Annotated in this window: 22 protein-coding genes; 12 read left to right on the top strand and 10 right to left on the bottom strand. The window is 35.2% G+C overall.

The features are described 5' to 3' along the window. Positions 1-41 precede the first annotated feature (41 nt). Both ACWYN3_RS04435 and ACWYN3_RS04430 read right to left on the bottom strand, forming a co-directional pair. On the bottom strand, positions 42-542 hold the full coding sequence (locus tag ACWYN3_RS04435) for a sensor histidine kinase (protein WP_456220047.1): 501 nt from the start codon (positions 540-542) through the stop codon (positions 42-44). Beyond that, positions 523-1,017: a histidine kinase dimerization/phospho-acceptor domain-containing protein gene (locus ACWYN3_RS04430; protein WP_456220046.1), complete on the bottom strand. Its 495-nt coding sequence runs from the start codon at positions 1,015-1,017 to the stop codon at positions 523-525. Before ACWYN3_RS04430 ends, ACWYN3_RS04435 begins: the two co-directional genes overlap by 20 nt. Positions 1,018-1,482: 465 nt before the next feature. On the opposite strand from ACWYN3_RS04430, the gene ACWYN3_RS04425 reads away from it, so the two are divergent. From ACWYN3_RS04425 to ACWYN3_RS04395, 7 genes are all read left to right on the top strand, one after another. Then, the gene (locus ACWYN3_RS04425) at positions 1,483-1,929 is read left to right on the top strand and encodes a hypothetical protein (protein ID WP_456220045.1); all 447 of its coding nucleotides are present in this window, start codon (positions 1,483-1,485) and stop codon (positions 1,927-1,929) included. A gap of 158 nt (positions 1,930-2,087) precedes the next feature. Further along, positions 2,088-2,492 (top strand): DUF3887 domain-containing protein, encoded by a 405-nt coding sequence (locus tag ACWYN3_RS04420; protein ID WP_456220044.1) that lies wholly within the window; start codon positions 2,088-2,090, stop codon positions 2,490-2,492. Positions 2,493-2,688: 196 nt separating this feature from the next. Further along, positions 2,689-2,994: a hypothetical protein gene (locus ACWYN3_RS04415; RefSeq protein ID WP_456220043.1), complete on the top strand. Its 306-nt coding sequence runs from the start codon at positions 2,689-2,691 to the stop codon at positions 2,992-2,994. 236 nt (positions 2,995-3,230) lie between these two features. Continuing rightward, positions 3,231-3,668, top strand: a complete 438-nt coding sequence (locus ACWYN3_RS04410) for a hypothetical protein (RefSeq protein ID WP_456220042.1) — start codon at positions 3,231-3,233, stop codon at positions 3,666-3,668. Positions 3,669-3,906: 238 nt separating this feature from the next. Continuing rightward, entirely contained in the window at positions 3,907-4,095 is a 189-nt protein-coding gene (locus tag ACWYN3_RS04405) for a hypothetical protein (protein ID WP_456220041.1), read from the top strand. A gap of 11 nt (positions 4,096-4,106) precedes the next feature. Beyond that, positions 4,107-4,352, top strand: a complete 246-nt coding sequence (locus tag ACWYN3_RS04400) for a MauE/DoxX family redox-associated membrane protein (RefSeq protein WP_456220040.1) — start codon at positions 4,107-4,109, stop codon at positions 4,350-4,352. Between the two features lie 39 nt (positions 4,353-4,391). After that, positions 4,392-4,664 (top strand): hypothetical protein, encoded by a 273-nt coding sequence (locus ACWYN3_RS04395; RefSeq protein ID WP_456220039.1) that lies wholly within the window; start codon positions 4,392-4,394, stop codon positions 4,662-4,664. Between the two features lie 72 nt (positions 4,665-4,736). On the opposite strand, the gene ACWYN3_RS04390 is transcribed toward ACWYN3_RS04395, so the two are convergent. From ACWYN3_RS04390 to ACWYN3_RS04365, 6 genes are all read right to left on the bottom strand, one after another. Beyond that, complete coding sequence (locus tag ACWYN3_RS04390; RefSeq protein WP_456220038.1) at positions 4,737-5,345, bottom strand: hypothetical protein; 609 nt, start codon at positions 5,343-5,345, stop codon at positions 4,737-4,739. 203 nt (positions 5,346-5,548) lie between these two features. Next, positions 5,549-6,091: a TlpA family protein disulfide reductase gene (locus tag ACWYN3_RS04385; RefSeq protein WP_456220037.1), complete on the bottom strand. Its 543-nt coding sequence runs from the start codon at positions 6,089-6,091 to the stop codon at positions 5,549-5,551. Positions 6,092-6,112: 21 nt separating this feature from the next. Then, positions 6,113-7,483, bottom strand: coding sequence for a RagB/SusD family nutrient uptake outer membrane protein (locus ACWYN3_RS04380; RefSeq protein WP_456220036.1), 1,371 nt, complete (start codon positions 7,481-7,483; stop codon positions 6,113-6,115). A gap of 10 nt (positions 7,484-7,493) precedes the next feature. Beyond that, the gene (locus ACWYN3_RS04375) at positions 7,494-8,612 is read right to left on the bottom strand and encodes a hypothetical protein (RefSeq protein WP_456220035.1); all 1,119 of its coding nucleotides are present in this window, start codon (positions 8,610-8,612) and stop codon (positions 7,494-7,496) included. Then, the gene (locus tag ACWYN3_RS04370; protein ID WP_456220034.1) at positions 8,564-10,531 is read right to left on the bottom strand and encodes a SusC/RagA family TonB-linked outer membrane protein; all 1,968 of its coding nucleotides are present in this window, start codon (positions 10,529-10,531) and stop codon (positions 8,564-8,566) included. Before ACWYN3_RS04370 ends, ACWYN3_RS04375 begins: the two co-directional genes overlap by 49 nt. Before the next feature lie 223 nt (positions 10,532-10,754). Next, positions 10,755-11,225, bottom strand: a complete 471-nt coding sequence (locus tag ACWYN3_RS04365) for a hypothetical protein (protein ID WP_456220033.1) — start codon at positions 11,223-11,225, stop codon at positions 10,755-10,757. 386 nt (positions 11,226-11,611) lie between these two features. Between ACWYN3_RS04365 and ACWYN3_RS04360 the strand changes: the two genes are divergently transcribed. The 5 genes from ACWYN3_RS04360 to ACWYN3_RS04340 all read left to right on the top strand — a co-directional run bounded on the left by ACWYN3_RS04360 (position 11,612) and on the right by ACWYN3_RS04340 (position 14,933). Beyond that, a complete protein-coding gene (locus tag ACWYN3_RS04360) occupies positions 11,612-11,875 on the top strand; it encodes a hypothetical protein (protein WP_456220032.1) in 264 nt (87 codons plus the stop codon). Between the two features lie 320 nt (positions 11,876-12,195). Beyond that, a complete protein-coding gene (locus ACWYN3_RS04355) occupies positions 12,196-12,840 on the top strand; it encodes a heavy metal-binding domain-containing protein (protein WP_456220031.1) in 645 nt (214 codons plus the stop codon). A gap of 14 nt (positions 12,841-12,854) precedes the next feature. Further along, entirely contained in the window at positions 12,855-13,709 is an 855-nt protein-coding gene (locus ACWYN3_RS04350) for an HNH endonuclease (protein ID WP_456220030.1), read from the top strand. Positions 13,710-13,809: 100 nt separating this feature from the next. Further along, complete coding sequence (locus ACWYN3_RS04345) at positions 13,810-14,631, top strand: toll/interleukin-1 receptor domain-containing protein (protein WP_456220029.1); 822 nt, start codon at positions 13,810-13,812, stop codon at positions 14,629-14,631. 50 nt (positions 14,632-14,681) lie between these two features. Next, positions 14,682-14,933 (top strand): transposase, encoded by a 252-nt coding sequence (locus tag ACWYN3_RS04340; protein WP_456220028.1) that lies wholly within the window; start codon positions 14,682-14,684, stop codon positions 14,931-14,933. A gap of 204 nt (positions 14,934-15,137) precedes the next feature. On the opposite strand, the gene ACWYN3_RS04335 is transcribed toward ACWYN3_RS04340, so the two are convergent. Both ACWYN3_RS04335 and ACWYN3_RS04330 read right to left on the bottom strand, forming a co-directional pair. After that, complete coding sequence (locus tag ACWYN3_RS04335) at positions 15,138-15,539, bottom strand: hypothetical protein (RefSeq protein ID WP_456220027.1); 402 nt, start codon at positions 15,537-15,539, stop codon at positions 15,138-15,140. A gap of 29 nt (positions 15,540-15,568) precedes the next feature. Further along, the gene (locus tag ACWYN3_RS04330) at positions 15,569-17,830 is read right to left on the bottom strand and encodes a DEAD/DEAH box helicase (RefSeq protein WP_456220026.1); all 2,262 of its coding nucleotides are present in this window, start codon (positions 17,828-17,830) and stop codon (positions 15,569-15,571) included. Between the last annotated feature and the right edge of the window lie 15 nt (positions 17,831-17,845).

The raw sequence follows: 17,845 nt of genomic DNA, 5'->3' as shown, positions 1-17,845 counted from the left end.
CCCCTGGTTATTTCTGACCAGAAGTTTACCTTTCATAAGTTCTATCGCGCCTGCTTACTCAGGTATAACCCTAATCCTAACCCTTTAATCGTGTGTTTATCCTTTTCGGGAATCCGATAAAATTTATCAAAAATATACCGGATATACTGAGGGTCAATCCCCGAACCTATGTCTGTGATATCAATACAGTAGCTTCGTCCTTCTAAATAGGACTTCAACCTGATTTCAGTCCCTATTTCAGTGTATTTAACAGCGTTATCAATCAGGTTATTCAATGCCTTTTCGATTAGCCCCGGATTTAGCAATACCGAACAGACCTTTTCTTCTATATTCACTTCCAGACGATCGGAAACGAAATCTAAATTCTTACTATAATTGATTAAGTATTCTTTGATATTATGTACCTCTAATTCAGGAGTGATTTCAGCGTACATGGAACTTTCCAGCACACTATCCACAGTCCGTTGAATTTTAGCATGCTGTCTTTCTATCATATCGAAAAGCTCAGTTAATTTCCCATGATCAACAAGAACTTCTTTCATTTTTTTTTAAAGTCTTCAAGATAAGACTCATCGAACTGAGCGGGGTTTTTAATTCATGCGTAATATTATTGGCAAAATCAGCTTTCATGTCAGCTATTTTCTTTTGTTTGATCAGTGCACGAAAAATCAGATAAAACAATAGAATTACTGTTATAATCAGCGCCGTTGCCAGAATAAGAATACCAGCCATGCGTTTAAAAATCTCATATTCCCAGTTTGATACATCAATATACTGAGAACGTTTAACAGTCAGTTGTAAATCGGTTGTTAATCCATTACCATCGCTGTCCCTAGTTTGTTTTGTCGTTACACTGGAATAATTGTCCAGAGGTAATTTTGAGACACGGGGGATTGTTCTGATTGATGACCCAATATATACAAATGGTTTATCCAGAGCCGATAGCAGCGTATCTCTATGTCCATTAAGACTAATAAGAATCTCGTCGTACTGCTCATTATATTGCAAGTTTTTCAATAATTGACGTGCATTCTTCTCCCCTTCAATTCATATAATTGTCGGTCTTCTTATATTTCTCTTTGAGTTCTTTAAAAAAAGTTTCCTTGTCTAGTTGATTATGCGCATATAAATCCGCCATTTGCAACATGTATGCCAATGATTCCTGGTTTAAAGAATCTACAGTTGGATTGCCTGAAACACTCTTGACAGCCAATTTTATTTCAGTATAATACTTATCTCTGGTGATCAGATAAGTATTCCTAACCAAATAAAACTGAATATATGACAACGTGCCTATCGTTAGTATGCACGAAATAATCAGGGTCTTTATCTTCAGAGTTACATCCATCTATATTTCAAACTTACATAATAATTTATTCTCATTTATTTCAATGATCACCCATTAACCCTTCGTTAACCTTTCATTAACCGTAAATTGATTTTCTCCTTCCTAAATTAGTGTAATAATTAAAACCAATTTTTATGAAAACATTACTTATCGCAATTTTTATCCTTGCCCAGTTTTTAACGTTAAAAGCTCAGACCAGAGAAAAAACAAATACCACACACGAAAGTGCAACCGTCACCATTACAAATAGTGATGACCACTATTCTTTAACTGCTGTTTTTGGGAAAAACAAAATGGAAAAGCTAAAAAAAATAATAGTAAAAGAACTGGGAATACCTTCTGAAGGTGATAAGAACCTTTCATTATGGAATGCAAAGAACTCTTATATGGTTACTTTAAAAATTCAAAAACTAAATATAGAGATGAATAAAGAAAAAGCAAGTCCTGATTTGATTAAAGCATTTGAGCGTATGGGTAAAGAAATTAAGAAATCAGTGAGTGAAACGACTTCTGTGACTGTAAATCCTCAAAGTGGAATAACACTATCAATTAATTTCTTATCTCAAATACTATGTCGATAAGTTCAGGCTAGAACCCTGAAAAACAGAAATAGTTTTGATACTTTTTAGAAGAGGGTTTTATTGTTTACCTGGAGCAAGATAGTTTCTTCAGCATTGGAGAATATTTCTCAGGAAGTTCTGTAATTTTAATGATTAGATTGCCACAAAATAAAATGCCAATGAAATTATCAATCTTATTAATTATTGTATCATTATTCTCATTTTCAGCAATTGCACAAGATAAATATGCAGAAGATATCGCAAAGAAATTTGTAACACAATTCAATAGTCAAAAGTATGATGATATTTTTGATTCCTTTTCTTCTAAGTATCAAAAGAAAATCACTAAAAAAGAGCTCGTATCTTATTTAAAGCAAATTAAAGGTATGACCGGAGGATTCAGATCCGCAAGTTTTCTGGCAAGATCATACAGAGTTTACAACTATTTTTTGAAGGCAAAAATTGAGGGAATTAGTGCTGAATTTCAGTTCAGCACTGATCAGGATAATAAAATTGACTTTATAAGCTTTCAAAGAATTGGAGGAACCGGGAATCCACCACCAGTTGGGGAAACAATTAAATAATGAGATTAAAGCTCTCCTATTCACTGACTATATATTTTATTATAGTTTTTTTTAATAGCCTATATTTTCCTTCAATGTAGCTTCCCTTCAAGCGCACACGTTTGGGCTTCTGTTTTATCTTGTTCTTATCGTAATTGCCTTTTACTTCTTTCTATCAAGATATAGTTGCCGGTTAGCCGTAGATGAAAATAGCGTGATGCAGATCAGGTATCTTATGCCCTGGAACAAGAACAAAACGGTTGATCTGAAAAACTATAAATACCTGGACTTTGGAAGAGGTTTTTATGGTTCTTTAACGACAAGAACACATGGCATGAAAAACTTATTGCGATATCCTCATGATACAATTATTCTTAGTGATCATCCAGACTTTAAACAGCATATAATAATTTTGAGAATCAATCTCAGGATGGGTCATTTCAATAAGTTACTCGAGTATTTAAAGAAGACCGAAGGGTTAAAACCAGCAGATTCGAACGGTGCCGGTGGTTATTTTTGGTAAGGATCTGAGCAACATTCTACAGTAAAATCTACAAGTCAAAACCGCTTATTTTAATTGCAATTTACAATCTCATTAAAAAGAATGAGATTAATTCGTTGGAATATATAATTTCAATGATAATATATTTAACTAAAATTAAGTATATTACAAATTAATCACAAATAGACTATGGCGGTAGACTTTCAGGTTTTTCTAAAACTTCAATTACATAAAAGAGCTTCTTAACGCATTCTGCTATGAAGAGCCTGAACCAAAAACTTATCGGGTTAAAAAACTCGAACCCAGTCTCCGTTCAGGTAATTGAAGAGCTATGTAACCCTGTTTCTTTTAAAAAAAATGAAATAATCCATACGATGTCCCATTCTATTGATAAACTATATTATATAGAAACAGGCGTTGTCCAGGGAATTTTCATTCATGAACTAGAAGAAATGACAGCATACTTATCAACAGATGGATTTATCATTCCCTATCTTCTTTTCTCCCGTCAAAGACCTCCTGTTGAGTATATCAGATTCTTAGCGGAAACCAGAGGCTGGTCCATAAATTTAGCTCCGCATCTTCATCATTCAGATCCTCATTTACCTTTAATGCTAATTGAAATTTATGAAGAAATTATAACTGCTGGTTATGAAAGAGAGAAGATGATCAGAATAAAAAAAAAATGCCGATGAAAGATATATTTCTTTTTTAAAGGAATACAAACATCTGAGTAATAAGGTTAGCAATAAAATTATGGCTTCTTTCTTGAATATACATCCCAAACACCTTTCCGTGATTAGAAAAAGGAATTAAGATAATTCCGGGTTTATCATATAAAATGGTAAGAATTCTTCCCTCCGATGGTAAGAACTCTTACCATTTCCTTTTACAAATCATCCGACCTTTAGTATAACCAAATACAAGCCGGATATGAAAACGCTCCAATTAAATAATTTAGCCCTGATCGCAGCTGTGCTCCTCATTTTGCTATTCGGATATACAGCAATTTCTAAAATCTTAGAATATAACAAGTTTGTATTTCAGATGAAGCTGGCGCAAATGCCAATCATTGCTTCGTTAGCTCCCTTACTAGCATTCTATTACCTGTTCTGGAACTAGTTGTTGTATGGATGTTATTCAAGAACAGTTTAAGGCTAAAAGGATTCTATGCTTCTTTCCTACTGCTCTTCACATTTGAGATCTATATCGCAATCATGCTGCTCTCCGGAGAAAAACTACCCTGTACTTGTGGAGGCATCATTTCACAAATGGGCTGGAAAACACATCTTGTTTTTAACGCAGTATTTATGATTATCTCCATACTGCCAACTATTTATAAACCAAAATCTCGAATATTCTCAGGGTCCCACGAATAGAATACAATTAACAGAATTTCTCACTTAAAATTTTAAATCATGTTCGTAATAAAAAACACCATGCTGGCCATTGCATTAGTGGCTGGAATAAGCGGAGCATTCGCTACAAAAGTTGCAAACACGCCAAGAGTTGATGAGCCACGGTATAATTGGTTCGGTTCAGGACCGGGCTATTCCGGTATACTCAATGACAAAACTGCTATGGAGGCACAAGATACCTATGGTTGCAAGGGCAAGGTAAATGAATGTGCATCTGGTGAACTTTCATCAGGAACAGGATTACCCACAGAAGTAATTTACATCAATAATTAATTCTTCAGGTAATCACCACTAAGCCCTAACAGTTCAATGCAGCTATTGCTGCATTGAACATTATAAACAAGATTATTTTTTCCCGGGGTGAGTTAAGTCCTTCAGTACTAAAATCCGGTAGGATCGTTTCTTCTCCACTTTATGTATGCCAAACTCATTTAGCTTTGCCCATACATCCTCCAAGGTTAATTTGCCTTTTTTACTTGTAATTTTAAAACTAAGTAACTTTTCATACCCTGTTTCATTGATGTAAGGTACATTATCAGTAAATTTTTCTAATAAAACATTCAAAATCTTATTGATGGAGAGACTACTTATTGTTAAACTTTCATGATTCCAGCCTAAAGTTGATCTTTCTCCATTTGAAACTGGTAACTTCATCAATTTTGACCTGTCTAGAGTAACTACATTGCAGATTATCCTCTTTTTTCTTGTTGAAGCCTTTACATTAAAGAATTTTTCAAGATCAGGAAACATATTTTCAGAAGATTCGTCAAAACTAATTTTTCGTGGCAGTATTAATTCATAACAGTAAATATTGTCATTATCCCATTTTTTTTCCCTTGTTAAAAAATCATATCCATTGTTGTATCTCGACCTTTCAAATAGCGGTTTATTGAGTGCCGGCTGAATAAATCTCGTAGAATCAGAAGAATCCAGCTCAATTAAATTCCAATTCATTCTATGATTTTGCTGGTTGGTATACCCAAGCCAGAAAAACTGGGTTATAGGTCTGTTCCAGGCAAAAAGACGATCAAATTTTCTATTCTCATCATAACCTCCATAAATTAGACCGCTGGTTATCCGATTATTAATTCCCGATATATAACTACGAAACAGGATCATGCTATCCGGAACATGATAAGTTTTTCTTGAATCAAAAGTCAAATCGTCATCTTTAAATCAAGTTTGGGCGAATTACCCTTTAAAAAGTCCTTTACATTCTTTTCATTGATCTCATCACCACCAGTTATTGTTTTGATTGTGCCGGTTTTATCTATCCAAATATTATGAGGAAGTGACCTGTGTTTAAACAAATTATGAAGTACTTTATCATTAGCAGTAATGATCATAGATCTGGATTTAGGTAGTCCAACCTTTTCAAAGTGTTTTCTGACTAATACAGAATCCTGATAAGTAGTAGATAAAACAGATAATTCCGGATAAATCTGCATCAAAGAATCCAGAACCTTTTGCTCCTTTATACAGGGCGCACACCAGGTTGCCCAGAAATTAATTATCAGACCACCCTTCTTATACAAGTCAGGTAAAGACGATTTTTGATCTCCATTAATGAAAGCACCATCAATTTTTAAATCGGGTATTTTGTTTTCAATAGTCTGACCAATTGCCCTTGGAACCAAAAAGGTTACAGAAATGCAAATTAAACTAACTGCTATTGTTTTAAACCATTTATTATTCATCATATGTGTTTTTAAAATTGAATTTTAGTATCCCGGATTTTGAAGTAAATTCCGGTTGTTAGTGATTTCGTCCTGAGGGACAGGTAACAATGAGCTCGTTCCATTTTCCCACCCGGGTTTGTAATTACCCATTACAGTATTCAGCTGACCGCTTCGTTTCAGATCAAAAAAGCGTTGCCCATTTTCAGTAAATAGCTCTACCCTTCTTTCTTTGGCTATCGCACTTAAACATTCCTGGATATGTAAAGAATCAGATAACGGGCTTAATCCAGCTCTTTTTCTGATCACATTGAGATCATCAACCGCGCCTTTAATATTGCCAAGCATAGCACGAGCCTCTGCCCTGATCAGGAACTGTTCAGCAATACGCATAACCACTAAATATTCAGGATTACTAGTATTCGCAGTCTTATTTTTATACTTAAGATTGTAATAGCAGATCTTCCCCACTCCACCTGTAATCACATTTTTTAGACCTACCCAATTGCTTTTGCGCATATCCCCCATCTCAAAAGCATTATATAAATCAGTTGTAATGATATATTGAGGAACTCCTGTAGACGATGGATTGAAGATGCTACTACTATTTCTTATAAATCCGTTTTCATTCCAAAACTGTAAAATAGCCTCCCTGTTATTAGCTTTAAAAACATTTCCCAATACTTCTAATGGCGTATAAAGATTAGATTCTATCACAGCATCTGCTTCCTTTTCAGCCATGCTCCAATTCTTTTGGTATAGGAAGATTCGTGATAGCAGAGCTGACGCTGCAAGCTTGTTGGCACGCACCTTACCAGCCCCTATATAAGAAGACGAGAGCTCATTTTTTGATTCTGTCAGGTCTTTGATCATCTGAGTATATACAAGAGCTTGATCATCCCTTTTAGCCTTTCTCGTAAACTCTACATCCGTTTGCAGTAACAACGGAACATCGCCATATAAATTCACCAGATAGAAATACGCAAATGCCCTTAAAAATCTGGCTTCACCAGATAATTGTTTAACCAATGATTTTGATAAAGACCTATTATTCTGTAGTTGCGATAAGATATCGTTACACTGGTAAATAATGGTAAACAGATAAGACCAGGTATTCTTATTGGTTGCATTGCCAGAAGTTAATCTGCCAGTATAATACTCGCTATTAGTCACATCTATACCTACATATCCCATTTCGTCAGTATACAAGTTCATATAGGTACTATAATTTGGCTCAAACTGACTTTCAAAATTTGTGTAAACACTTAACAAAGCAGCAGATGCCGATGTAGAATCAGCAAAAACTTTATCAGTAGTTAATTGATTTTTTGGTGATTCTACCATGATCATTTTCCTACAACCGTAAATCACCAGGACTGGTAAAAACAGCATGATTGCCATACTTATATTTCTCATAATAATTTGTTTAAAGAGTTAATTGTAAACCGATCACAAAAGACTTTACAGGTGGAATATTCTTTTGGGTGTTATTAAATGCTCCGGATTCAGGATCAAGAATAGCCGAGTTCTTGTTCCAATAAGTCAGTAGGTTTTGCCCCTGAGCATAGATTCTTAATTGTTGCAGATTGATGCGTTCCAAAAGACTTTTAGGGAAACTGTAAGAAAGCCCTACGTTTTTAAGCCTTAAATATGAAGTATCGAAATAATTGCTTGAGCTATATTGGAAATAGCCATCATTAACTGTTGACGATTTTGGAATGTCGGTTAGTTGTCCGGTACTTTGCCACCTTTCCAAAACTGCTATATAGTTATTTGTCAATCTCCCGGGTAAATTACGTAGCCCACCCCGCCCCATCTGCTTCGCAAACTGCAAGAAAACATCCATGCTCCAATTCCCATACTGGAAAGTATTCCCTAAGCCACCATAAAAATCGGGCGTCTGCTTCCCTATCGTGAAATACTCATAAACACTTGTTGATCCCGGAGCAGTCTCATACACCGCTTTCCCCGTTGCCGGATCAACCGTTAACCTTGTCCCGTAAACCCTCGAAATATCATAACCCAACTGCAAAGTCTGCGCGTAGCTTGAAGTCTCAAATCCTTCGAAACTCTTTAACAGCGTTCTCGGCATCGTGATATTAAAAGAACTTGTCCAGCTAAACCTTTTCCCTTCTATATTTCTCGTGTTTAACTCAACTTCCCAACCCGTATTGCTAATCACAGCAGGTAAATTGGCCTGATAGCTGGAAAAACCAGTCATCCGCGGGATCGCGTAATTCACCAGCTGGTCATCACTGCTATTGCGATAATGATTTACGTTCAGTAAGATCCTGTTCTTTAAGAAGCCCAGTTCAACAGCAAATTCCAACTTCCGCGTGGTTTCCCAATGAAAGTTCGCATTCGAAATCCGCGAAGGCATTAACCCGGTTACTCCCTGATACGGACTGCTCGCATTGCCATATGCAGACAGATACTGATAATCCGTAATCTGATCATTCCCCGTCAGCCCATAACTGCTTCTTAACTTGCCATAGCTTAAAAACTCAGGTTCTTTTTCATCCAGGGTTCGTCTGCAAATAACCATGCAGCACCCACAGAACCGAAATTGCCAAACTGATTGCCTTCTGCAAACCTTGATGACCCATCCCGCCTGATTGTCGCATTCACAATATATTTATCCTTCAGCGCGTAATTAACCCGGCCAAATACAGAAACATATTTGTACTGTGTATAAGTGTTTGACCGGGCAGTAATAGTCCCGGCCGAAGATAAATTCTCCATCAACCCTTCATTGCTAAAGTTTGTCCCCCTGATCAGCTGTCCTTCGGTCAATTTATTCTGGTACGTTGCGCCAAGCAAGAGCGAAACCCGGCTGTTTTTGAAAGATTTAACATAGTCAACCTGAGGTTCAAAAATTACTGAGCGGTTGCTGTTTGTCCCAAAAACCGAGTAGTTATCCGTTCCCGGATACAGCGACCTTGTCGGGTAAAGCTGTATCTGATTCAGGTTATTTTTATTGTAACCCGCGCTAATCCTGAATGCTAAACCGGCCGAAACCGTATACCTCATCAATACATTACTAATCGTATTGTCAGTTCTTGTTTTTGAACGCGCATTGATCTCTGCAACCGGGTTTGTACCCGCATACCAGTTAAATCCTCCCGAAGCTTCGTAAACAGGATAGTTTGGTGGCAAGAGCAAGCCCGCCGAAAAGCTCAGGCTTGGGTTATACAAACTGTTATCGTCCAGATTTAAAGAATTAGCAAACTGGAGATAGAACTTTTTATTCTTTGAGGTATGTTGGAAAGTTGCCCGTAAACCACCACGTTTATAATTGCTGTTCCCCGGCAAAATAGTACCCTCGGTACGGTAATTACCGCCAAAGTTGAAATTGGTGTTTTCATCACCTCCCGATATGCTCAACTGCATATTAGTCACCTGCCCGGTATTGCCTAAAAAGTGTTTAGCCCAATCGGTTGATTCCGTTTGGCTCCATACCGTTAAATCGGGCGCATAGTTTGCAGAATTAGGGTCACTGGAAGGAATCTTGCCATCGTTAGCAAAAGCTTCTCTTCTGATTTGTAAATATTGATCCAGATTAAGCAGCCGCGGATAATTGGCAACCTGATTAATCCCCTGCGAAACATTGAGTTCAATTTGGGTTTTACCTGATTTTCCTTTTTTAGTTGTGATTAAAACGACTCCATTTGTTGCCCTGCTCCCATATATTGCGGTTGCATCTGCATCTTTTAAAACGGTGATACTTTCAATATCAGCAGGGTTTAAACTGTTTAAAGGACTAGTGACACCAGCAATATTTGATGCGCCAATGCTTGCGCTTAATCCGGCAGCGTTTGCATCCATAGGTACGCCATCAATAATGTATAAAGGATTTGTGCCCGCAGCAATAGATCCTTTACCCCTAATCTGGACATTGATATTACCACCCGGCAGGCCATTTGTGGTTTGCACAAATACCCCTGGCATTCTACCAGATAAAGCAGACAGGATATTTGCTACGGGCTGTTTTTTTTCAATTTGTACAGCAGTTATGGCAGATATGCTCCCTGTATTGAGCTTTTTTGTGGTTTGTCCGTAACCTATTACCTGGACTTCGTTTAAGGTAGATTCACCAGTTTCCAGGATGATTTTTAAGGGGTATTTGATGGAAGGATTAAACGGGATTTCGAGAGTTTTGAAAGAGATAAAAGTTATGGTTAAAGTGCCGGATTGGGTGGCGGTTTTGATAGTGAAATGTCCTTCCTTGTCTGTTAAGGTAGAGGTATTCGTATTGGTTATTCTTACAGTTGCTCCCGGTAATGGTTTACCGTGGCTGTCGGTTATTGTTCCATTAATGAGCTGTCCGCTTGTTTGGGCGAACAGGTTGTATTCAGGTAAGCTGAGCAAGGTTATTACCAGCAAAAGAAAGGTTTTGATCTGGTAAGGATTCCTGAATTTTAGCCAAAGCGCGGCCATGGCGATAATTGAGATCGTTTTTTTCATGTGAATTGGTTTGTGAATCCTGCATTGTTTTAAGCAGTATCAAGTTGTCAGTGATAGTTTTACGCGTGTTTCATACGGCTTTTGAGATACTGGTTTTATTGGTTAGTTTTATTGATATACTGATATCTTGGTATCAAGATGAGGTGATGGTATTGGTGTTAACTCTGATCAGAGGCTGGTATTGGGAATGTGGGTGCTTATTTAGCAGGTATTGCGTTGCTTTTTAAGCGGAAGTAGTTTGCTGGAGGATATAATCTTCCATGATTATAGCGCTCTGGGAAAATGGGAAACGGTAGTAGTAATCATCAAGGATTACTTCTAAAGTGAGCCTTTGTTTGTGATTCATGTAATCGATCCAGTTGATGAGATCGTACAGGCTTTTTTTGGATTGGTAATCACTTGTTTTTTGAGGGATGCTTTTCTTGATTTTAGAGATGTTGTTAGCAATTTGGGTTTGACATTTGTTTCTTACGCTGTCTGATATTTGCGGAGAATCGAGTAAGTTGACTATGGTACGCGCAAAGTGTTCGATGCTTTTTAGATCGGCCGTTTTTAAACAGGATAAGTCACTGCTTCCGAGGATTCGGAAGATTGTTTCATGGAATACGCAAACTTCGTTGTAAGTGTATTTGGCGTTGAGCGAATCAATGGATTTTTGCTCTTTTGGAGGAATGGGATTATTTGGCTTTTTCATACTCATTTTTAATTGGTTAAAAATTTAAATGAGTCTCGGGAAGGATGAAAAATCAATAAAGAGAGACTTCACATCTTTTGCAAGAGGTACCGCTAAGAACCTTTAAGTCGTAGACCTAATTGACCACAAAAGACTTAAGTGAAGCCCCTCCTTATTGATTTTTCATATACGCAAATATATATAAAATCCTTTGGAAAGGGCATTTTCACTAGTCTTCTCGTGATCTAATAGCGGTTTTCTTACGAGAGACTTTTATTTATACCAATGCACTTTGCATTAATATCATTGTCTAATAATTAAATACTTAATCAAATATAAGAATAAATCTGAATATGCCATATGATCGTATGGCATTTAGTTTCTCATTTTAATGGAAATTTCGTCCCATGGACTGGAAAGAGGAAATAAAGTTGAAATTCGCCGAAAATTTAATTGAATTGTTAGCTGAATACGGAAAAAAAAAAAAAAACGGTGTAACTCCCTCACTTAGAAAGCTAGCGATACGAGCAGAGTTGGAACATAGTCACGTTCAACGAATATCTAAAGGAAGGGTTGATCTTTCTTTAACAACGATTATTTCGCTTGCTAAAGGATTAGAAATCGAACCTACGAAATTGTTAGAGTGTTTTAAAAATGAATCAACTTCCTAAAAGAGAAATTGAAAATTCTAACTCTAGGATATTGCAAAACATAACCTTATCTCCTATTGAACAATATATTATTGACTATACTACTAAATTAAGGACAGAAAAAAACTTAAATCAAGCTGATATTGGTTTTGTAATGGGAATGTCCCAATCTTTCATAACAAACGTCAAAAATCCTAGAAAAAGAGCAAAATACAATATCTATCAATAAGCTTGCAGATCATTTTGGATTGTCTTCTAAGGACTTTCTCCCTAAAAAATCAATTTTACAACTGTATAATCAAAGCAACAAATACGTATGAATAAAATTACCCTCTCAAAAAATGGAATATAAAAACTGTCCTAATTGTAATAAAAAGCTTAATGGAATTCTTGTTTCAAAATACATTATGGAGCCTAATGTATCAAAATTTATAAATTCATTCCATTTTCCAAATTCAGAAGCCTATTGTAATGATTGCGCAGGAGTTTTAATAACTAATTACAAATCTGAGATAACTCAAAAAAAGGAAGCGATATTAAATGATATTTTAAAGCTTATTAACTTAATACCCATTATCACAAGTCATAGCCCGTTAGGTTGGGTTTATTCAACCATAGGAATGGTTAGTACTCAATCAATATCTGGAACCGGTTTCATGTCAGAATTATCTGGGTCTTGGGCAGACTTTACAGGTGGACAATCAAATACAATGGCTGGAAAAATTTCATCTGGTGAAGACATTTGCAGAAAAAAACTTAGGCTTCAAACTGCTCAACTTGGTGGTAATGCTATTTTAGCTACTGATATAGATTACTCTGAGGTAGGTGGAGGAAAAGGTATGTTAATGGTTTGTATGGCAGGAACAGCCATTTCGCTAGATATCGATAATGATATATTTAATCATAATAAGGAAGAGATCAAATACATGAAGACAAAAGTTCTTGAGCTTGGTGAATTGTCTAGAATTAAATTCCCTAATTATTAATCTCTGAAAACATTATGTTTAAATTCAAAGTCAATGATGAATATTTCCGTGATGAATTACTTGAGTTCGTTGGAAGTAAACAAGGATATTCTGGTATAATATATAACTCAAAAACTAAAGATCCGGATTGTGTAATAATAACTTCGGGTGGAAGCTCCGGAAAGGAATCGGGTTATCATGATTACAGACATGAAGATGGTTCATGGGATTACTATGGACAAGGTAGTAAAGGTGATCAAAATGCTCATACGTCTTCAAATTCGCTCTTAACTAATCAAAAAGCAAGTATACTTTTATTTAGCACTAGGGAGCGAAATGCAAAAGAAATCAAGGAACAAGGAAATCGCAAAAAAAAATATAGGTTTGAAGGAATATTCTCAGTTCTTTCATGGGGAACTGTGGTGGCTGAATCTGGAAATCGGCAAGGTGATAGTTTAGTTATTTACCGATTAATCCCCGCTAGTAACATATTTAATGATTTTGAAATAGAATCCATTGCCCCTCCTTCAAAAGGATTAAGTCTTACTGAGCTAGCTTTAAAAATAAGTGCTAAGGAAAAATCTGCAAACACAGGAAAGAAAAAAATCACAGTCCAAGAGTATAAGGAACGTAGTTTATTGGTAAAAACTTATGCGCTTTTAAGATCTCAAGGTATATGTGAACTATGTGAGAAACCTGCTCCTTTTATTACAGAAAAAGGCGTCCCTTTTTTGGAAGTACATCATATTTTCAGATTGGCTGATGACGGCCCTGATCTTCCTGAGAATGTTGCAGCACTATGTCCTAATTGTCATAGAGAAGCACATTTCAGTAAAAGTAGAACGACTCTGAATGATGATTTATTCGAAAAAATAAGATTAAAGGTATAAGGTGAAATTTTAACCTAAATAAATTCAACAACTAGTAACCCATGAAAATGAGATTTACAATTCACATCAAAAATATAAAGATAGATACTAAAAAAACTGTATGATAAACCACAAGACATATTTATTTGAATTTTCTTACAGAGAAAGAACAGAAGAATTAAACTTTATTTCTGACATCCTTAAAAGATTCGACACCAACACTTTAACTGGCATTACTATACTTGCAAATAACAATATTTATAAATTGGAGTTTTTGCTTTTACTGGTGTTTGAAAAAAAATCAGAAATATTTGACAAGTGGCTTATTGAGACATATCCTCAAAAAAAAAATAACCTAAAATTCAATTACTCTTTAAGTGAAATAGTCGCGAATCAAATTAATAATAAAAGTTACAACGCTTATTCATTTAGTACTCTTGAACAGCTAAAAACCGTTCTAACTGATTATAAAAATAAAGTATTTATCTTTCCTACTTCAAAAATAATGGAAGAGATATGGGGCAAAACCGAACAAAATAATACTTCAAGTATTTTCTTATCACACTCCTCCATAGACAAACCCTTAGTTGAAAAAATATTCTTAGAGTTACAAAAGGAAGATTTTAATGTATGGTTTGACAAATTTGAAATTGATCTTGGTGATAGTATCTCTGATAAAATAAACGAAGGATTAAACAATGCCAAGCTTGGAATATTATGCCTATCAAGAAGTTTTTTATCATCTAACTGGGCAAAATCAGAAATGAATTACTTTATTCAACAGCGAATTGGTAAAGACAATTCTAATTTCATCTGCTTAATATTGGATCTAGATCATTCAGAAATCCCCCCATTATTACAAGATTACCGTTATATCACAATAAAAGAAAGTAATTGGCAGCAACAACTTATAAATTATATAAAAAAGAGAACTAGTGTTTAAAAGACAATATAAAATATAGTTTATACCCGGCCACTTGCTTTCAGAAGAAAGTGGATATTCTGGACGATGCTGGACTGTTAAAAAAATGGATTGAAGAGGCGCTAAGATCAGAGTGCGGACTGAAGAACTTTGCCAAAAATCTATTGAAGGACTATGAGGCAGTGAATAATGCAGTAATAACAACCATAAGCAACGGACAAGTTGAAGGCCAGGTAAACCGAATCAAAAATATCAAAAGAAAAATGTACGGCAGGGTGGGTTTTCAGTTGTTGAGAAAAATGGTTCTTGCAAGGTCAGCATAATTCACCAAAAGTGACGAAGAACCATTTTAATTGGTATATCCACTGAGTACCAAAAACCAATTTGAAAAAAAATGACAAGACTAAAGAGCACCAATAATTCCCTACTTGTACCTGTTTCGCTAATTTGAGTTGGCATAGAAACAAATATGTACCAGAGTCCTCTTTGTAATTCATTTAAGATATTGTGTATTGTCATTATATCAATTATCCAAATTTTGCAATTAAATAACTTAAATTAATTGTTCTGCTTATTTCATCATGTGGAACTAAGATATACTTCCAAGATTTACCATCATTTTGAGAAGTGTATTCTATAGCATATTTACAATATCTTTCTGCTGCAACTTTTTTTGCTAAAACATCTGAATCTTTCATTTTATCTGATGCTTTAGGTTCAATCATATAAATACAATCAGCAGTTTCTACAATAAAATCTGGATGGTATTGTTTAGAGTTATTGTCCCAATAAATACGGAATTGCCTTGGAGCTGGGCGCAACCATTTTAATACAGAATTATCATTTTCTAAAACAAATGCCAAATCTTGTTCGGTTTTAGAATCAAATTTATATTCAAAATGGCAAGCTTTTTCAAAACCTCTAAACACAAATTTTGGTATGAAACTTACCGGTGTTATTACGTCTTGTAATCTCTATACCCAGCGTTAATTAAAGCCGAGAAATTCCAAGGCTCTATATTTACAAATGCCAATACCTTTGGTGCTACATAATCTTGTACCTCAACCACAAAATGTGCTTTCATTTGTTCGTAAATTTTAGATGCAATAGCTGTTTTGAATTGAAAAATAGCTTCAAATAAATGTTCGACTTCTAACATATTATCTTTTATAGCATCAAAAGCTTGCGTGGCTAAATGATAAAGTAGTTCGGCATTATCGTCGTAATCTACTTCTGGATAATCTATTAATGAAGCGATGATATTATTAATTGGATTGCCATAAGAACCGCTAGCCTTAGCTTTGATAGTCTCTACTTTTTGGTCGGTTAAACCTATTCTTATGATTTCTTGTTCTAAGGCTTGAAATGAGAAATCTGTAACATCTAAATCAAAGTTGTTAAAACCTGCTTTTACTTCTCCCTGCACCAAATCCATCCTTGGTATTTCAATGATGTTATTTTGGTAATCAGTTACAATTTTTTCATAGGCTGCTTCTGCTTCTTTTAAAATTTGCAGGGCAAATAAATTAGCTTGGCCTCTATTTAAATCCGCCTCTATTTGCTTGATTACTTTTTGCTTTACTTCTGGCTTGCTTAAATCTTTAACATTACGAACTTCTGGTAATGAATTAAATGTTGGAAGTGCATAGACGATTGCTTTTTTAGCATCTAAACCAATTTGAGCTTTTTGTTTCGAAGTAGTATCTATTATTACATCAATTTGTTTTTGTTCCTTTTCAAAAGCAATTTCTGTTTTGGGTTTTGATGTAATTACTTCTGTTTTTATATTTAAATCTTCTTCAGGAATTTCTATAAAGCTGATTTTGTTTAAAATAGAGTTAGGGTCTTTGGCCGCTTCAATAACTGCATCAAAGTTATCATGCGCTACTATGGTTAATTTATCTATTTTATCAACTCCTGTTCTTTTACCGTTGTAAGGTAAACGTAACCCCCTACCAATGGTTTGCTCTACTAATACAGCAGCATTAGCTGCTCTCAATGGTACAATTGTATATAAATTGGTTACGTCCCATCCCTCTTTAAGCATATTTACGTGTATCACCACTTCAATACTACTTTCGGGACTTTCTAAGGCAATAAATTGCTGTTCTACTTCTTCCTGTTTACGGGTTGATGAATCTATCTGTAATACCTTATCTACAAAAACACCATCGTAAAAGTCTTCTGAATTAATGTAATCATATACTTCTTTAGCATGATTAATATCTTTGCAAACCACTAAAATAAAAGGCTTAACAAGCCTTACATCATTGTTTTTAGCATAAATTTCTAATTCAGTTTTGGTATCTAAATGAATACTTACAGCATCTTCAAGTTTGATGATTTCAACTTCCTTTTCGTTTAATGACCCTTTTAGAAAGTTTTTACGCTTGGCAATGGCTGGTGCTTTTACAAATTTACCGTCTGCTAGTGCTTGCGCCAGGGAATACTCATAAAAAATATTTTTAAATGCTTTTCCTTTTTCGTCAAAAGGAGTAGCGGTAAGCTCTAAACCTAAAATCGGTTTCAACTCATTAATTGCATTTTTAGAAGCATCTGCATGGTAACGATGTGCTTCATCCATCAAAATGACCAAATCATCTAAACTTGATAGGTATTGCCAATACGATTCTCCTAAATACTCTGATAGGCGTTTAATTTTTGGTGCTAAACTTACCCCACCCTGTTTAGTACCACGATTATCTGAATTAAATTTAGCTATATTAAATATATTGATACGTATTTCACCATCACTAAACAAACCACCCTGTTGCGCATAATTATCCCCGGTAATAATTACTGGACGATTATGTACGAACTCTGAAATACCATTGAACACATATTTGTAGTAAGATGGATTGCCGAAATCTTCTATCAGTTTATCATAAATGGTTAGGTTAGGCGCCAAAATGAAAAAGTTTTTTATGCCTTTACTCAAATATAAATAACTAATAAATGCCCCCATTAAACGAGTCTTACCAACCCCTGTGGCTATTGAAAATGCAATTGAAGCAAAATCACGCTCGAAATTGGTACAGGTAGGAAAAAGTAGTTTTACTTTATCTAGTTCTGTTGCTAAAAAAGCATTCGCTTCTTCTTGTTCGTTTGGTGCTTTACTTAGGTTTAATTGCTGACTAAGTTGTACTAAAATATCTAAAGAATCTTGTAAAGGCTCTCTTAATGATAGACGTAGTTTGATATTATTGGCAATGTTATCCATTGATGAGTATGACGT

This window comes from Pedobacter sp. NJ-S-72 (genome assembly GCF_053890575.1).
This window is presented reverse-complemented; position numbering and strand designations above follow the sequence as displayed.

Coding starts and splice junctions, on each gene's coding strand:
- ACWYN3_RS04415 (WP_456220043.1), top strand. CDS start 2,689: ATGCAGATCAGGTATCTTATGCCCTGGAACAAGAACAAAACGGTTGAT.
- ACWYN3_RS04370 (WP_456220034.1), bottom strand. CDS start 10,531: ATGAAAAAAACGATCTCAATTATCGCCATGGCCGCGCTTTGGCTAAAA.
- ACWYN3_RS04435 (WP_456220047.1), bottom strand. CDS start 542: ATGAAAGAAGTTCTTGTTGATCATGGGAAATTAACTGAGCTTTTCGAT.
- ACWYN3_RS04365 (WP_456220033.1), bottom strand. CDS start 11,225: ATGAAAAAGCCAAATAATCCCATTCCTCCAAAAGAGCAAAAATCCATT.
- ACWYN3_RS04400 (WP_456220040.1), top strand. CDS start 4,107: ATGTTATTCAAGAACAGTTTAAGGCTAAAAGGATTCTATGCTTCTTTC.
- ACWYN3_RS04425 (WP_456220045.1), top strand. CDS start 1,483: ATGAAAACATTACTTATCGCAATTTTTATCCTTGCCCAGTTTTTAACG.
- ACWYN3_RS04345 (WP_456220029.1), top strand. CDS start 13,810: ATGATAAACCACAAGACATATTTATTTGAATTTTCTTACAGAGAAAGA.
- ACWYN3_RS04350 (WP_456220030.1), top strand. CDS start 12,855: ATGTTTAAATTCAAAGTCAATGATGAATATTTCCGTGATGAATTACTT.
- ACWYN3_RS04375 (WP_456220035.1), bottom strand. CDS start 8,612: ATGGTTATTTGCAGACGAACCCTGGATGAAAAAGAACCTGAGTTTTTA.
- ACWYN3_RS04395 (WP_456220039.1), top strand. CDS start 4,392: ATGTTCGTAATAAAAAACACCATGCTGGCCATTGCATTAGTGGCTGGA.
- ACWYN3_RS04405 (WP_456220041.1), top strand. CDS start 3,907: ATGAAAACGCTCCAATTAAATAATTTAGCCCTGATCGCAGCTGTGCTC.
- ACWYN3_RS04385 (WP_456220037.1), bottom strand. CDS start 6,091: ATGATGAATAATAAATGGTTTAAAACAATAGCAGTTAGTTTAATTTGC.
- ACWYN3_RS04330 (WP_456220026.1), bottom strand. CDS start 17,830: ATGGATAACATTGCCAATAATATCAAACTACGTCTATCATTAAGAGAG.
- ACWYN3_RS04360 (WP_456220032.1), top strand. CDS start 11,612: ATGGACTGGAAAGAGGAAATAAAGTTGAAATTCGCCGAAAATTTAATT.
- ACWYN3_RS04390 (WP_456220038.1), bottom strand. CDS start 5,345: ATGAATTGGAATTTAATTGAGCTGGATTCTTCTGATTCTACGAGATTT.
- ACWYN3_RS04380 (WP_456220036.1), bottom strand. CDS start 7,483: ATGAGAAATATAAGTATGGCAATCATGCTGTTTTTACCAGTCCTGGTG.
- ACWYN3_RS04355 (WP_456220031.1), top strand. CDS start 12,196: ATGGAATATAAAAACTGTCCTAATTGTAATAAAAAGCTTAATGGAATT.
- ACWYN3_RS04420 (WP_456220044.1), top strand. CDS start 2,088: ATGAAATTATCAATCTTATTAATTATTGTATCATTATTCTCATTTTCA.
- ACWYN3_RS04410 (WP_456220042.1), top strand. CDS start 3,231: ATGAAGAGCCTGAACCAAAAACTTATCGGGTTAAAAAACTCGAACCCA.